Genomic DNA, 15,325 nt, shown 5'->3' with positions numbered 1-15,325 from the left:
GTCGCGGCTCGCGGGCGGGGCCCCGACCGTGCTGCCGCCCGATGGGCCCCAGGAAGAGCTGATGCATGATAAGCGGCCGAACCTCTTTGAACTGCCGTCGCCGTTGAAACGTATGGCCGGTGACAATCAGGGTGCCTGTGGACCTACTCGACATGATTGCGCGGGCCAGACGGACACACTAGGAATCGAGCATAACTAATGGCTGTAAGTGACCTCGGTCAGATCTCGAAACCCTTAGAGGGTCAACTATCACAACTGTCATTGCGGGGGAAAGCCGCACTTTTCGGTGCCTGTGGATACGCCTTGCTGCCGATCCTGCAAGAGGTGGAAGAGCATTTCATGCGCAGGTGGACCTTCCCCGACGCAGAAAGGGCTCTTCTGATGTCGAGGGAATTTGCGGTTGGGGCAGCCCCTGCTCGGGATAATCGTGAGCTGCGGGATCGAATGCTCGCGTCGGTACCGAGTGGTCACGACCTGGACTCGCCATGGAGCACGTACGTAATTGACGTATCGTTATGCATTGACGCCGCCCTCGTGGCTGCTTCAGCTGATCTACATGCTTTGTTCAAGCCATCATGGATCTATTACGTACTTGAGCCATTGGCCGAGGCCCTGAGTCCAAACGGCTATGAGCTTGAGCCGGAGTTACTTGGTAATGGAGGTAGGCTTTCTTTGGCAGTTGACTTCCTAAGCAACGCCATCTCTGACCTGAGCAGAAGAGCGGAAGTATCGGACGAAATGTATGAAGGATTACTGCGTGGGGCCGCAGTAATAAATCCGCATTCAGAGGTGTGATGGTTCAGCCGCGCTAGGACGCGACAGGGGTAGACAACGATGGAATTCGAAGAGCTTGAACCGCAGGTTGAGTCCTTTCGCGCTGAAAGGGCAGGTAAACGGTACCCTCCTGAGCTTCAGCTCTTCGACTCCTGGGTGACCGCCGCAAAGGGACTGTGCATAGGTCGTTGACACCTTGTTACGGCCACCGAGCAAGTCCTAGCATGTCAGGTCGGCCGGGGGCAGGGTGCCCGTGTCGAAGTAGGAGTTGACGGCGGTGTCGACGCAGCTCGATCCCCGGAACAAGTAGACGCCGTGGTCGCGAACCTCGGCCAAGGTGATCATTCGAGAGCCGCTCAGGTTTTGGTGCATGGCCTGACCAAATTCGAGGATCGCGCCGATGTCGCCGGCGGCCTGGACGACCAAAGCCGGTACGCCGTTGCGGATCAGGATCGGGCGTTGCACAGGGTTCGGCCAGAACGCGCACGGGGTGATGTTGGCGCCCAGCGGGCCGAACAGGGGTGCCTGCGCCCGCCTCGCCTCGACGGTGCGCCAATAGGTTTCGACGTTGCGCGACACCGGAGCGTCGCCGCATTGGAAGGCGGTCGATGCGCTGCGCAGCGCGGAGTCCCGGCCGGTCAGCTGCCCGGCCAGGGTGGTGGCGAGGGCCGGTGTCGGTTCGGCGCTACCGGTGTCGGCCGCCTGGACCAGCACCTGCACGGTGGCCGCAAGCTCGAGGGCGGCTTCCTCGCTGTCGTCGGTCAGCAGGCCGACGATGATGCCGGGGATGAGCGTGTCGTCCACCGGGTAGGGGCCTACGCGCAGCGGCGCGGTGGCGGCGGCCAGATAGACCCGAGAAACGGTGCTGAGCACCTGCTCGACCGTCGTCCCGAGGTGGAACAGGTCGTCGTGTTGCGCGACCAGGGTAGCCCACTGCCGCAGTGCAGCCTCGCGCCGCACGGCCACGGTCGGGTCGGCCAGGATCGTCACGCCGGGTTGGTCGGGGTCGATGGCGCTGTCCAGGACGATCCGCCCGGCCCGCTCCGGGAACCGCTGCACATATTGCGCGCCAAGGTAACTGCCCTGTGAGTAGCCGAGGAACGACAGCCTCGGCGCGGCGAGCGCGGCTCGGATGACGTCCATGTCACGGGCGGCGTTGGCTGTGGAAGCGTGAGGCAGCAGGTCGGCGTTGGTGTGAGCGCATCGCTGGGCGAGATCCTTCGACAGCGCCACCATCCGGTCGAAACTCTCGCGGTCGGTGCCGGCGGAGCGAGGCAGCCAACTGGCCGGCCAGCCGCAGTCGATCGGCGTGCTGCGACCGGAGAAGCGGAGGTCCATGCCGACGATGTCGAACCTGGCGCCGGTCGCGCCCATCGCCTGCCTGGCCAGGGGAACGGCGAAGAGCACCGGGTTGGCCGGGCCGCCCAGGTTGATCATCAACGGGCCGAGGTAGTGGGCGGTGTCGGTGGCCTTGCTGCGGGCGATCGCCACGGTGATGCTTCGCCCACGCGGCCTGCTGTAGTCGAGCGGGACGCGGATGTCGGCGCATTGCACCCCGGCCTCGTCCAGCGCCTGGCCTTCCACGTCGTCCGGACTGCGCTGACACGACTTCCAGCCGATGCGCTGATGGTGAAACTGCGTGAGGCCGTCGTCGGGAGAGGTGCTTGCTGCCGTGGCCTGCCCGGCAGTGGCGGCCAGCAATGCGGCGACCGCCGCGATCCAAGGTGTTCGTCTCATAGCTCTCTCCTATAGGGGTACCGCGTCGACGTTGCCACCGCACGGCACGGCTGTAAGTGGGGTGGCCAGCCGGACCGCCTTGAGGTTTTCCACACCCCATCGCAGGGTTTCCTCGATGGCCTGCCGGTGCCGCGATACCTAATGTGAAGACATGACCCCAGTGCGTGCGCTGGCTTCGCCATGGGCCTGGCAGGCGACCTTCCACGTGGTGGCCGGGATGTTCCTGAGCGTCACGACGGGCGCGGTGATCTGCTCGGCGGCGGTGCTGTGGTGGGCTGCCGTGTTGAGCCTCGCCGAGGGCCCTACCGGCTCCTGGATGCTTCGGGTGCTTTACGTGGTGGTCGCCGTCGTGGTTCCGCTGGCGGTGCCGTCGTGCGTGCGATTCTTCAGCGCGCTGCAACGGGAGAGGTTCCGGGCACTGCTCGGCGTCGACATCGCCGCGCCGAAGTACGGCCCCGGCACCGGTTGGCGGCGGAGCGTTCGGCTGTGGACTGCCAGCGGCATGTGGCGGCAGCTCGTCTACCACCTACTCGCTCCACTGCTGGGCGGTCTCGGCGGCGTTGCTGTCGTGCTCTGCTGGGCGGCGCCGTTGCTGGCGGCTCTGTGGAGCGAAAGCATGTCTGGGCCTCGGGGCCTGCTGGCGTTCGGCGGTGCCACGGTGTTGCTGTTCGCCGCGCCTTGGCTGGCGCGCGGGGTCGCCGCAGCCGACACCGCCGCGGCCCGGCGGCTGCTCGGCCGCGACCACGCCGAGGAGCTTGCCGAGCGGGTCGAGTCGCTGGCGCGCAGCCGAGCCGACCTGGTCGCCGCGGAAGACACGCAACGACGCCGGATCGAACGTGACCTGCACGACGGTGTGCAGCAGCGCCTCGTGTCGCTGGCGCTGAACCTGGGTATGGCCCGCGCCGCGTCCACCGACCGGTCGCCACAGGACGCAGCGGTCATCGCCGCGGCGCACGAGGACGCCACGGCTGCGCTGGCCGAGCTGCGCGACTTCGTGCGAGGCCTGCACCCGGCCGTGCTCAACGATCGCGGCCTGGACGCGGCGCTTTCCGGAGTCGCAGCGCGGGCGTCGCTGCCGGTGCAGCTGAATGTCCACATCGGACAGCGATGTTCGCCCAGCATCGAGGCGATCGCCTATTTCGCTGTTTCGGAAGCGCTGACGAACATTGCCAAGCATGCGGAGGCGAGCCGGGCCGAGATCGCAGCGCAACGCGTAGGCGACCGTCTGATCATCGCGGTCACCGATGATGGTCGCGGCGGCGCATCGGTCGACAGCACCGGCACCGGGCTGCAGGGGCTGGCGCAGCGGGCGGCCGCCGTCGACGGCAGACTGACAGTGGTGAGTCCGCCTGGAGGCCCGACCACCATTACCGTGGATCTCCCATGCGAGTAGTGCTAGCCGAGGATTCCGTTCTGCTGCGGGCCGGTCTGACCAAGCTGCTGCGCGACGGCGGCTTCGATGTCGTCGCCGCGGTGGCCGACGCCGACCAGCTCCTGACCGCCGTCGACACCCACCGGCCCGACGTGGTCGTGGTCGATGTGCGGATGCCGCCGACGCATACCGACGAGGGCATCCGGGCGGCGCTGGTCATCCGGCGTCAGTACCCGAAGATCGCCGTTTGTGTGCTCTCGCAGTATGTCGAGGAGAGTTATGCCACCGACCTGCTCTCGGTCGACACCAGCGGCGTCGGATACCTGCTGAAGGACAGGGTCGCCCGGGTCTCGGACTTCCTTGATGCGCTGCGCCGCGTGGCCGCCGGAGGCACGGCGTTGGATCCCGAAGTCGTCGCTCAGTTGTTGGTACGCCGCCGTGACGACCCGATGCGGCGCCTCACCCCGCGCGAGCAGGAGGTGCTGAAGCTGATGGCGGAGGGCCGCTCCAACAACGGCATCACGGAGGCGCTGAAGGTCAGCCACAGCGCGGTCGAGAAGTACGTGAGCAACATCTTCGCCAAGCTCGACCTGCCGCCGACCGACACCGACCACCGCCGGGTCCTGGCCGTGCTCAAATATCTTGGCGCGTAACGGAAAGAACTCCGCCTCAGCCGAAACGAGGCGGTTGTCCTCGGGCCTGGCCGAAACCTTCGGATGCGGTGCAGCAATTCCTCACAGCTCGGCGTGTCCTCGACGCGCACAGCTGGAACGAGGAAGGCATTATTATGGCGCCACAGATCCGGTTCAACGTCCTGGGTTCCGTCGAGATCATGGCCGGTGACCGGCCAGTAACGCTGGATAGACCCCGCCGCCGGGCAGTGCTGGCTTACCTTGTGCTCAATCGGGGTCGCTCAATCTCCTCGGCCGAGCTGATGGACGCGCTTTGGGGCGATGAGCTGCCCTCGACCGTCCAAGCACAGGTCTACGCCCTGGTGTTCGCGGTCCGTAAGGCTCTGCGGCAGGCCGGAGCGGACCATCTCGTCTCGGTTCCCGGCGGCTATCGCCTGGAAGCCGCCGACGACCAGATCGACCTCAACCTCTTTGAGGCCAAGACAAAGCAGGCACAAGATCACGCCAATCCTCGCCAGGCCGGTCAGATGCTGCGCGAAGCCCTGACCCTCTGGCGAGGAGAGCCTTTGTCCGGCATCAGCGCTGTCTTTGCCGAACCTGCCCGAGTCCAGCTCCGCGAGCTGCGGTTGAGCGCCTGCGAGCAGCTTGCCGACCTCGACTTGGCGGTCGGGCTGCACCGGGAGGCAGTCCTGGACCTCACCGCATTGGTGGCGGCCAACCCCTTGCGCGAGCGGCTGGTCGGCCAGCTCATGGCGGCGCTCTATCGCAGCGACCGGCCCGCCGATGCGCTCGCGGTCTACCGCCAATGCCGCGATCTGCTTGCCACAGAACACGGCTTGGATCCCGGCCCCCACCTACGCGAGCTGGAAAGCGCCATCCTGCGCCGTGAGAGTGCCTGGCCCGACATCGATCGTCAGGCCAGGCAGTTCCTCAGGTGATGTAAAGCCATCCGCTCGAATGCCCGTCGCGGGCCACGCATTCGAAGGCGACGACGTGGTTTCCCGTTCCCTGCCAGTTCTTGTACCCGTCGTTGCCCCCGGCACCGTCGGGATCGTTGACGTCCACTATGGTGCCGCTTCGCAGCTTGTACCGGCCGTATACTCCGATGCCGTCCTGCCTCCAGTCGGCAACTTTCGCGACGTCATAGTCGCCGTAAAGAATGCACTTGCCCAAGATGGTCGAACCAGACTTGACGTAGAGCTCGTCATAGCTGGCATGGGCCGGTGACGCGATGGCCATCATCGACGCGCATGCCAGACCCACTCCGGTCATGCCGATGATCCCCCGTCGCAGGATTCCTTTCATCCTGCCTCCTTTCGGTAGGCAGGAAGCATGGCATCGCGCTTTGATGCGTTTCCTATGCGCGAGGATCGTCGCTGGTCAGGCGATGAGCCCGAGGAAGCGGGCGATGCCGCGCGCGTGGCCGCGAGCGGTGCGCTGCCGGAAGTCGTCGCGCCTGAGCAGGTTGGCGTCGTGGGTGGTGTCGATGAAGAGGTTCTCGGTCAGCACAGCCGACATCGTGGTTTCCCGCAGCACGTGGAAGTTTTCCTGCTTCTGGCCACGGTTGGTGACGGAACCGATTTCGCGCATGTTGGCCAGGACGGCAGCATGCACTTCGTCCTGCAAGCGCAGCGTCCTGGCGCCCGCGCCGGGAAAGACGTAGCTTTCAAAACCGGTGCCGCCGCCGGAGTTGATGTGGATGCTGACGAAAAGGCTTGCGCCCCAGCTGTTGGCGTCGTCGGTACGGAAGGTCAGGCTGCGGGTGACATCGGTCGTGCGCGACATCCGCACCGAGACATTCCAGTTGTCCAGCAGGATCGCGCGCGTTCGAAGGGCAATGTCGAGGGTGATGTTCTTTTCGGTCATCCCGTTGGCCGCGGCGCCGGGGTCGCTGCCGCCGTGTCCGGGATCGATGTAGATTTTGGGAGGGGCCGCGAAGGCGGCGCTGCCCAGCAAAGGCGCTGCGGCAACACCGGCGGCGATGCCGAGAAGAGCACGCCGTCGAAGGCCAGAGGCGGTGCGCATATGGTCCTCCAGGGGATCGGTCAAATTGGAGACCAACTCACAGTGGTCGATGCGCGAAGTATTTAGCAGCTGGCTCCAAGTGACCTACAAGACGCCTACACGTTCGCCTGGCCCGCCCGGCGCGGTGCCGGGCGGGCCAGATTCCGGCCTCAGCTTGGCAGGTAACCGGCTGGCACCGGAATGTCGCTGGCCAGGCCGAAGGTGAGTATGTCCACGGCACCGGCGCTGTCGCGCACGTACCAGGTCGCCGCGCCGCCGCTGGCGCGGGCGATCGCGGGGCCGGTGGCGCGGGTGGCGAAGTAGGTGCCCGGCACGAGGCGGTCGCCTGTCTGCCCGAACTGGATGCCGTAGAAGCTGCCACCCGAGCTCGGTTTGATGTACCAGGTCCCGTTCGAAGGCCGCCACACCGCCAGGTCGGCTTTACGGTCACCGTCATAGTCGGCCGGGACCAGACGGTCGCCGGGGCTGCCGAAGGGTTGGCGCACCGTGGCGTTGTCTGTCGAACGCAAGATGTACCAGGCGTTTTCCGTGGGCCGGTAGACCGCGGGATCGGCGCGGCCATCACCGTCATAGTCGGCGGCGACCGGCACGTCACCGCTGAGGCCGAACGCCACCGCCCACACCGCGCCGTCGAAGGCGCGCCTGATCCACCACATGCCGTCCGCGGGCCGCCAGATCGCGATGTCTGTACGCCGATCACCGTCGAAGTCCTCTGCGGCGGTGACATCGGAGGCCACACCGAACTGCACCACCTCGGCCGAACCGTTGGAGCTGCGCCTGATCCACCAGGTGCCGGTCGACGGGCGGAAGATCGCCGCGTCGGTCTTGGCGTCGCCGTCGTAGTCACCGGGCACGATCCGGTCACCGGCGGCTCCCCAGGTGATGCTGGAGGAGGGGCCGCCGCTCGGCGGGACATACCAAGTGTTGTTGCTGGGCCTAAACACGGCGCGGTCGGTGCGGGCATCGCCGTCGAAGTCGCTGCGCACCATCGCCTGCGGCAACGGAAACAGCGTGTGCAGTAGGACGACGGGGGAGTTGAGCGGCGTGCCCTGCCCCACGATGGCGTCGCGAACCTGTTGCGGTGTCGCATATGGATGGTACTGAAGGTAGAGCGCCGCCGCGCCCGCCACATGCGGGGCGGCCATCGAGGTGCCGTGCCTGACCTCGCTGGCGTTGTCACCGGTGAAAGATGCGGAGGTGATTTCCTCGCCGGGAGCGTAGATGTCCAGGCACGGCCCCCAGTTGGTGTAATAGGTCCGATCCTGGCGGTCGGTGGCGCCCACGGTGATGGCCTGGGTCACCAGCGCCGGGGTGGCGTCGCACGCATTGACACTGTTGTTGCCCGCCGCGATGGAATAGGTGATCCCGCTGGCGATCGAGGCGCGTACCGCGTCTTCGAGCGGCTGGAAAGTGCAGTTGCAGCTGAGGCTCATGTTGGCTACGGCCGGGCGCACAGCGTTGGCGGTGACCCAGTCGACCCCGGCGAGCACAATCGAGATGGCACCTGCGCCCTCGCAGTTGAGCACCCGCACCGCGTGCAGGGTCACGTGCTTGGCCACGCCGTAGCTGGCCCCGCCGAGGGTGCCGGCCACATGGGTACCGTGACCGTGGCAGTCCTGCGGGTCTGCGTCTTTCTCCATGAAGTCCCAGCCGTTACCCACCCGCCCGGCGAACTGCTGGTGGGTCTTGCGGATGCCGCTGTCGAGGAGGTAGGCGTGGACCCCAGATCCGGTGGCCGTGTAGTTGTACTGGCCGTTGAGCGGCAGCCCACGCTGGTCGACACGGTCCAGACCCCAACTGGCCGCCGACTCGGCAAGCGAGGCTATCGCGTCCTGCTGAACATAGGCGACACTGGGCTCGCTGCGCACCGCGGCCAGCGCTGTGGCGTTCAGATTCGCGGCGAAACCTTTGAGGGCCACCGAATAGCGCAGGTGGATCTGGCCGCCGTTGGTGAGCGCGGCCTGCTCCGCTGCCTGGCCGCTGAACCCGTCGCGCAGGACGACGACATACCGGTCGGGAAAGCCCGGCCCCGGATCTCTCAACGGGGCGAGCGAGGGCGCCGCGTGTGCCGGTGCGGCCGCACCGGCCGTGGTGAGCAGCGCCAACACGGCGACTGCGGTTCTGATGACCATCACATTCCTTCGGGTCGACCGCCACTGTGTGTCTTCAATGGACGGGCGAAGATATCAGACCCCAAGGGTGTGGCAACTCAGCGGTGTTGATGGCTCTGGCGAGATATGCGGCGGTCGCGTCAGCCGCCGGTGTTGGATATGTCGAGCAGGCGGGACCTGGTGGCCTGGAGGCGTTCCACGAGGACGGCGACGAACCGCTGCATCAGGTCAAAGCCAGCCGCCGGGTCTTCACGGCACAGCCGTAGCACCTCGGAGCCGTGAAACTGGATGGCGCGGGTATGCCGCTCCGCGGTCGCGTCGAAGTGCCACCGGTACGGCGGAAACATCCACGACCAGCCCAGCACGGACCCGGGTGACAGCCGCTCGATCAGCACGCTGCCGCGGCCGGGCACATCGATGTCCAAGGCGACTACGCCCTCGCCGATGAGCCAGAAGTGCTCCGCCCGTTGGCCTTCCACGAAGATCCGGTGGCCGGCGGCGTAGGTGACGGGATGGCCGATGTCGGCCAGCTTACTCAGCCAGCTTTCCGGCAGCTCGTCAAGGAACGGGTACTCGTGAAGCTAGTCTGGCATGCGGCTCACCAACCTTCATGGCGATTCGAGAATTCCTTCGTGGTAGCCCGCGGAGGAACCGGTTCGATTCTGCCAGTTCCCGCAGCGGCATTGGCTCAGCTGGTCAAATCGGCATCTCATCGCCCATGGGAACTTGCGAGGACTCGGCATGTGGTAGGAACAGCTTTTCCGGCGATTGAAATGCGGTCATCTATGTCGAGTCACGGGGAGATCCACGACGATGTGGTGTTGGCGGCTGCTGAGGTATCTCTGCGGCTTGGCGCCACACAGGCACTCGACCAGGTGTCCGTCGCAGTGCGCAAGGGCGAGTGCGTGGCTGTCGTGGGGCCTTCGGGGTGCGGCAAGTCGACGTTGTTGCACGTGCTGGCCGGGCTGCTCAGACCCGATTCGGGCAGTGTGGCGATGAAGGGCAGGCGCATCGACAACAGCAGCGATGCCGAGCGGAGCAGGCTTCGGTTGCGCCACTTCGGATTCGTGTTCCAGTTTGGAGATCTTGTTCCGGAGCTGTCCCTGTGGGAGAACGTGGCGCTTCCGCTCCGCTTGGCGGGCACGGGCTACCAGGAGGCTCGCAATGCCGCCTACCTGGCGCTGGAGGGCCTTGACATCGCCGATCTGGGCGAGCGTCGCCCCGGGCAGGTCTCGGGTGGTCAGCTGCAGCGCGCCGCCATTGCTCGGGCTACCGCGCACCGGCCGGTTGTCGTGTTCGCCGACGAGCCGACCGGAGCTCTCGACAGCAAGGCCGGCGCGCTGGTGCTGGAGAGGCTGCTCGACGCGGCGGCGAGCTATCACGCCGCGGTGGTGCTGGTGACGCACGATCCCGCGATCGCCGCAGCAGCGACCCGGGTTGTCCAAATGCGCGATGGTGGGCTGGTCGCCGATGGCAACGCGGTGGTCGCGTGAGCAAGCGTGAGGCGCGCCGGCCGCAGTTCGCCGAGGCGATCACCGCGCTCTGGCTCGGTGCGCGGCTGACCCGCGGAGTGGGGCTGGCCGGCCTTTTCCGGGTGGCGATGCTGGCGGTGGCGACCACCATCGGCTGTTTCCTGGTGATGGCTGCCCTGGCCGTGCCGGTGGTGGTCGACGCTCAGTATCAGAGGTCGGTCGGCCGCGCCGTCATGCACGACGACGACGGACAAACGCCCATCATCGTCAACGACCGCAGCACACTGAGACTGCAGGAGGTCCGCGACTCCGCAGGCGAGCGCCCGCTGACGCGGATCGCGGTCAGCGGCGCGGGCGAATCGGGCGCACTACCACCTGGACTACCGCGCTTTCCCGCCGCGGGCGAGATTGTGGCATCCCCTGAGCTGCTGCGCATGTTGGCCGCGGACGAGTCCATGGCGAAGAGATTTCCCCAGCGGGTCGTGGGCACCATCGGCCCGGCCGGGTTGGTCGCGCCCGACGAGCTATTTGCCTATATCGGGGTGAGGGACGGTCTCATCGAGGCCAATCAGGTCGCGGGATTCGGCGACGCGATGGCCATCCACTCCGACGCGTGGGCGGGCGCCAGCGTGATAGAGCGCGTTCTCAAACCGGAACGGGTGCTGGGCTATCTGTTTGGGCTGTTTCTGCTGGCGCCGTTGGCGGTTCTGATAGGTGTCTGTGCGCGGCTGTCCGCGCGGGTGCGGGAACAGAAGCTGGCGGCTGTCCGGCTCCTGGGAGTGACCCAAAGCCAGGTTCAGATCGCCAACGCGGTCGAGGTCGGAACCGTCACGATGCTGGGAGCGCTGGCGGGCTACCTCGCCTTCGCGGTTATCGGGCCGCAAAGCACCGGCTGGTCGGTGGGAAGATTTCGTTGGTACGCCGAGGACTTGGACGTTTCGCCAGCGCGCGCCGCCGTGGTGGTCGTGTGTTTCACGGTGTTCGCGATGCTTGTCGCCGCGTCCGGGACGATACCGGCGATGCAGAAACCGTTGGATGTCAGGCGGTTCGGGCTGCGGAAAACGCCGTCGATGTGGCGCGCGCTTCCGTTGCTTGTCGCCGTCGCCGCCCTGGCCTATGCGGCCACTATGGGTGGTGTTTCGTCGACCACGATTCTGGCGGTGGGCGGTGGTGTCCTCGCGATGGCAGTGGGTGTTCCGGTGGCCCTGCCCATCGTCACCCACCTTCTCGCGGCGCTGTTGGAGCTCTGGCAGCGTGGGCCGATCTGGATTCAGCTGGTGGCCAAGCGATGGCGGCACAATCCCGGTGCGGCGCCGCGGTTGGTGGCCGGTGTGGTCACCACCATTTTCATCGCCGGCATCGGCCTGCTCGCGGCCGGGTTCGCCGTCCAGCTTCAGCAGCCCGATCTGTCGCCTGACGGGCAGCCGGTCACGCTGGTGGTTTCCGGGCACGGCTTGAGCCCGGCCGAAATCGAGATGCTCAACGGCCCGGGTGTTACCGTCACCCCGCTCGGCATGTCGATGGTCACCTCCGGCTCCGCCTCAGGCCTGGTGGTTTCGGCCCGGTGCGAGGATCTGCCCGCGCTGCTCGGCGAGGTAACGGGGGCATGTGTCAATGGACGGTTCTACCGTGTGGTCAACACCCATCCCGAGTGGGGGGACGTCACTCCGCGCGTCCAGCAGTGGACCCTGCAAGACGGCACGCACCTTGCCGACCCGGTCGACGAATTGCACATCCGAAGCGACCGCTCGTTGGCCAACGTCCTGTTGATAGACACGGCAAGCGGCGGTGAGGCGCGTGACCAGCTGCAGGTCACGTTCGAGCGGAAGGCCTATCGCGACCTTGCCGTCCGGGCGACCCTGGCGGCACCGGCACACCAGATCGTCTATCCGCTCGGCACCACGGGCGGGTTCGACAGCGCGGCTCTGCTCACGGTCATCGCTTGTGGTGCGGCGATCGCGCTTGCCATCGGGCTTTTGGCCTTCTCCATCGCGGCCGTCGACCATCAGCTGGCCGCCCGCCGCCGCAACGCAGGCTTGACCGTCCTCGGTGTTCCCCGCTGGCTTCTGCAGCTCGTGGAGACCGCCGGGCTGATTGCCACACTCGTTGTGGGAACGGCGATTTCCGCGCTGGGCCTGGTGTTGACGACCTGGGCGCTGCGCCGGGTTTCCTCGCTGCCGGTGGCCGTCTGGGACTACGCGGGCGTGGACGTGACCGCCATCGTCGCGGGCGGGCTGGCGATTCTGATAGCGGTCACGGTCATCGCTTCCCGAGCCTCGACCCGATTGAAGTCCGACCTCATCCGGCATGAGTAGAACTGTGTCGATGTCATTGCATTGACCGACGGTAGTCCTCCCGGCGTTATCTGGCCTAAACTGCGTGGCATGCCGAGCATCCCCTCGCCCGTGTGCCCTACCCGACCATGGGTCCCGCGATGCGGCTGCTGATCAATGGGCGGCATCACGAGATCGAGCACCCCGACGAGCCGCTGCTGTGGGTGCTGCGCGACGAGCTGGGCCTGACCGGCACCCACTACGGCTGCGGCATCGGCGCGTGCGGCTGCTGCACCGTGCTGGTGTCGGGCGAGCCGGTGCGAAGCTGCCAGGTCATCGCCGCAGCGGTGGGGGAGCAGCCGGTGGTGACTCTGGAGGGTCTGGCCACACGCGACGCCGCCGGTGAGGTCGTTGCCCTGCACCCGGTGCAGCAGGCGTTTGTGGACACCCCGCTGCAATGTGGATGGTGCCTGCCCGGCCACGTCATGTGCGCGGTGGCGCTGCTGGCCCGCGATCCCGACCCGGACGAGGCGGCCATCGCGCAGGCGGCCGCGCCGAACCTGTGCCGGTGCGGCGGTTACAACACGATCAAGGCGGCGGTCGCCCGCGCCGCCGAGCTGGCGCGCGAGTCATGACCGACACCACCGACACCACCGGTGCCGCCCGCACCGCCGACACCACGCAACCGGCTGAGACTCCCCGGCGCTGGCGGGTGACCCGCCGCCGGCTGCTGATCGGGGCGGGTGCGACGATCGGGTCGCTGGTGGTGGCGGCGCCCGCCGTCATCGAATACGGCAGGCCGTTTCTCGCGGAGTGGATGCTGGGGCGCGGCCCCGGGTCGGCGGAGATCCCGGAGTCGGCGCTGATCTGGTTCGAGCTGACCGGTCAGGGCATCACCCTGCACGTACCCAAGATAGAAATGGGTCAAGGCGTGCACACGGCGCTGGCCCAGGCCGCTGCCGAGGAGCTGCGGGTGACACCGGGCCAGCTGGCCGTGGTGCAGGCCGACACCCAGCGCGGGTTCGCGGCGTCGGCCATGTTCACCTTCGGATCCTCCTCTGTGGCCAACCTTTACCTGCCCATCCGCGAGGCGGCCGCGACAGTGCGGGAGATGCTCGCAGCGCAGGCCGCGCTAACGCTGGGCGTCGCGGCGCAGGCCCTGACCGCCGCCGACGGCGTGTTCGCAGTCACCGGCACCGGCCGGCGTCTCGCCTACACCGAGGTGATCGCCAATCATCGCGGGCCTTGGCAGGAACCCGACGAGAAACCCGTGCTGCGGCAGGCACACGAGTTCACCAGCATCGGCCACTCCGCGGCCCGGGTCGACTTTCGGGCCAAGGTGCTCGGCGAGGCGACCTACGGCTACGACGCCCGCCTGCCCGGCATGGCCTACGGCGCGTTCGCCGTGCCGCCCCGCTTCGGCGCCACGCTGCTGACCGCCGAGCCGGGCGACGCGCGGGGCATGCCGGGGGTGCAGCAGGTCGTCATCGACGTCGCGGCCGGCTTCGCGGGCGTGGTCGCCGACACCCGGACGAGGGCGTGGGCGGCGGTGCGGGCGCTGAAGCTGAGCTGGAGCGAGGGCAGCCACGTCGACAACGCCGCCATCGAGGCTCAGATCACCGCGGGCGACGGGGTGGTGTTGCGCCGGAAGGGGTGGATCGGCAGCGCCCTGGGCGAGGGCCGCGTCGTCGAGGCCGAATACCGCACCCCCTTGGCGGCGCATGCCCACCTCGAGCCGCTGGCTGCGCTGGCCCATCTGCCGGCCGGAGCGGAGGGGAAGGTGGAGGTCTGGGTACCCACCCAGAGCCCCGAGTCGGTGGTCGAAGACCTGCGTGCAGCGTTCGGCGAGAAACGCGAGGTTGTCGTGCATGTCACCCAGCTCGGCGGCTCGTTCGGGCGCAAGGGCGGCCAGCATGTCGCCGTGGAGGCGGCGCGGCTGTCCGCCGCCACGGGCAAACCCGTCCACATCGGATGGACCCGGGAAACCGATATGCGCCAAGCCTTTTACCGCCCACCGACACACACCAAGCTGCGTGGCGCGGTCGGGACGGACGGCCGGATCCGCGGCGTGGAACAGCACAGCGCGGCGGGCGACATCATCTGGGCGGTGGCCGGGTTGCCGGAAGGGGTGCGGCGGGTGCTCGGGTTCGACCCTGGCGGCCTGCTGGGCCTGTTCCTTCCCTACGACCTGCCCGCGTACAGGTTGGTCAACCGCCGCGAGCGGCTGCCCGTGCCGACAGGGCCTTGGCGGGGGCTGGGTCTGCTGCCCAACACGTTCGCGCTGGAGAGCTTCATCGACGAACTGGCCGAGGCGGCCGGGGCCGACCCGCTGCAGCTGCGGCTGGCGCACCTCAACGACGAGCCTGAAGCGCGGCGGCTGGCGGCCGTGCTCAGCGCCGCCGCGCAGATGGCCCGCTGGGACGAGCCGCTGCCCGCCGGACGGGGTCGCGGCATCGCCTGCAGCGGCGACGTCGGCACCATCGTGGCCATGGTGGCGCAGGTCGACCTGTCCGGCGGCCGGTTGCGTGTCACCGGAGTGGATGTGGCGGTCGACTGCGGGCTCGTGGTCAACCCGGCCGGGGCCACCCTGCAGGCGCAGGGGTCGGTGGTGATGGGCCTGGGCTCCGCGCTGCGCGAGGAGCTGCAGATCCGCGACGGCCAGGTCGTCTCCGACAACTTCGACACCTACCCGCTGCTGGGCATGGCCGACACGCCGCCGGTGCGGGTGAGCTTCGTCGGCGGTGGCGAGGTGCCTCACGGGATGGGCGAGCCGGTGGTCGGCCCGGTGCCCGCCGCGGTCGCCAACGCGATCCGGGCCGCCGGCGGCCCCCGGTTGCGCACACTGCCGCTTCGTCTCTAACCCGGCGCTGCCGCGCGTTGCTTTAGCGCGCGCCAGAATCGCAGCGCCGGCTTTCGGCGGCGCTGCCGC

General features: G+C 67.6%; 12 protein-coding genes. 7 read left to right on the top strand and 5 right to left on the bottom strand.

Going from position 1 to position 15,325, the window contains the following annotated elements; translation table 11 throughout:
• Positions 1 to 993 precede the first annotated feature (993 nt).
• A complete protein-coding gene (locus Rhe02_RS07810; protein ID WP_203907425.1) occupies positions 994 to 2,511 on the bottom strand; it encodes an alpha/beta hydrolase in 1,518 nt (505 codons plus the stop codon).
• A 151-nt stretch (positions 2,512 to 2,662) separates the two neighbouring features.
• Here Rhe02_RS07810 and Rhe02_RS07805 point away from each other — a divergent pair, with 151 nt between their 5' ends.
• The 3 genes from Rhe02_RS07805 (at position 2,663) to Rhe02_RS07795 (ending at position 5,453) form a co-directional block, all read left to right on the top strand.
• On the top strand, positions 2,663 to 3,904 hold the full coding sequence (locus Rhe02_RS07805) for a sensor histidine kinase (protein WP_203907424.1): 1,242 nt from the start codon (positions 2,663 to 2,665) through the stop codon (positions 3,902 to 3,904).
• Entirely contained in the window at positions 3,895 to 4,536 is a 642-nt protein-coding gene (locus Rhe02_RS07800) for a response regulator transcription factor (RefSeq protein WP_203907423.1), read from the top strand. Before Rhe02_RS07805 ends, Rhe02_RS07800 begins: the two co-directional genes overlap by 10 nt.
• A gap of 134 nt (positions 4,537 to 4,670) precedes the next feature.
• The gene (locus Rhe02_RS07795) at positions 4,671 to 5,453 is read left to right on the top strand and encodes an AfsR/SARP family transcriptional regulator (protein WP_203907422.1); all 783 of its coding nucleotides are present in this window, start codon (positions 4,671 to 4,673) and stop codon (positions 5,451 to 5,453) included.
• Here Rhe02_RS07795 and Rhe02_RS07790 read toward each other — a convergent pair.
• From Rhe02_RS07790 to Rhe02_RS07775, 4 genes are all read right to left on the bottom strand, one after another.
• Positions 5,446 to 5,820 carry a hypothetical protein gene (locus Rhe02_RS07790; protein WP_203907421.1) on the bottom strand — a complete coding sequence of 125 codons (375 nt, stop codon included), beginning with the start codon at positions 5,818 to 5,820 and terminating at the stop codon, positions 5,446 to 5,448. The two genes, Rhe02_RS07795 and Rhe02_RS07790, sit on opposite strands and share 8 nt — an antisense overlap.
• Before the next feature lie 75 nt (positions 5,821 to 5,895).
• A complete protein-coding gene (locus Rhe02_RS07785; RefSeq protein ID WP_203907420.1) occupies positions 5,896 to 6,540 on the bottom strand; it encodes an N-acetylmuramoyl-L-alanine amidase in 645 nt (214 codons plus the stop codon).
• A 149-nt stretch (positions 6,541 to 6,689) separates the two neighbouring features.
• Positions 6,690 to 8,672 (bottom strand): S8 family serine peptidase, encoded by a 1,983-nt coding sequence (locus Rhe02_RS07780; protein WP_203907419.1) that lies wholly within the window; start codon positions 8,670 to 8,672, stop codon positions 6,690 to 6,692.
• A gap of 119 nt (positions 8,673 to 8,791) precedes the next feature.
• Positions 8,792 to 9,172, bottom strand: a complete 381-nt coding sequence (locus tag Rhe02_RS07775; RefSeq protein ID WP_373320612.1) for a Crp/Fnr family transcriptional regulator — start codon at positions 9,170 to 9,172, stop codon at positions 8,792 to 8,794.
• A gap of 264 nt (positions 9,173 to 9,436) precedes the next feature.
• Here Rhe02_RS07775 and Rhe02_RS07770 point away from each other — a divergent pair, with 264 nt between their 5' ends.
• The 4 genes from Rhe02_RS07770 to Rhe02_RS07755 all read left to right on the top strand — a co-directional run bounded on the left by Rhe02_RS07770 (position 9,437) and on the right by Rhe02_RS07755 (position 15,256).
• Complete coding sequence (locus tag Rhe02_RS07770; protein ID WP_239123526.1) at positions 9,437 to 10,144, top strand: ABC transporter ATP-binding protein; 708 nt, start codon at positions 9,437 to 9,439, stop codon at positions 10,142 to 10,144.
• The gene (locus Rhe02_RS07765; RefSeq protein WP_203907417.1) at positions 10,141 to 12,438 is read left to right on the top strand and encodes a hypothetical protein; all 2,298 of its coding nucleotides are present in this window, start codon (positions 10,141 to 10,143) and stop codon (positions 12,436 to 12,438) included. Before Rhe02_RS07770 ends, Rhe02_RS07765 begins: the two co-directional genes overlap by 4 nt.
• Positions 12,439 to 12,530: 92 nt before the next feature.
• Complete coding sequence (locus Rhe02_RS07760) at positions 12,531 to 13,031, top strand: (2Fe-2S)-binding protein (RefSeq protein WP_239123525.1); 501 nt, start codon at positions 12,531 to 12,533, stop codon at positions 13,029 to 13,031.
• A complete protein-coding gene (locus Rhe02_RS07755) occupies positions 13,028 to 15,256 on the top strand; it encodes a xanthine dehydrogenase family protein molybdopterin-binding subunit (protein ID WP_203907416.1) in 2,229 nt (742 codons plus the stop codon). The genes Rhe02_RS07760 and Rhe02_RS07755 overlap by 4 nt, the downstream gene beginning before the upstream one ends.
• The last annotated feature ends 69 nt before the right edge of the window (positions 15,257 to 15,325 follow it).

Source organism: Rhizocola hellebori (assembly GCF_016862955.1).
Lineage (GTDB): Bacteria > Actinomycetota > Actinomycetes > Mycobacteriales > Micromonosporaceae > Rhizocola > Rhizocola hellebori.
Note: the sequence above shows the minus strand (reverse complement) of the source record. Positions and strands in the feature narration are given on the sequence as shown.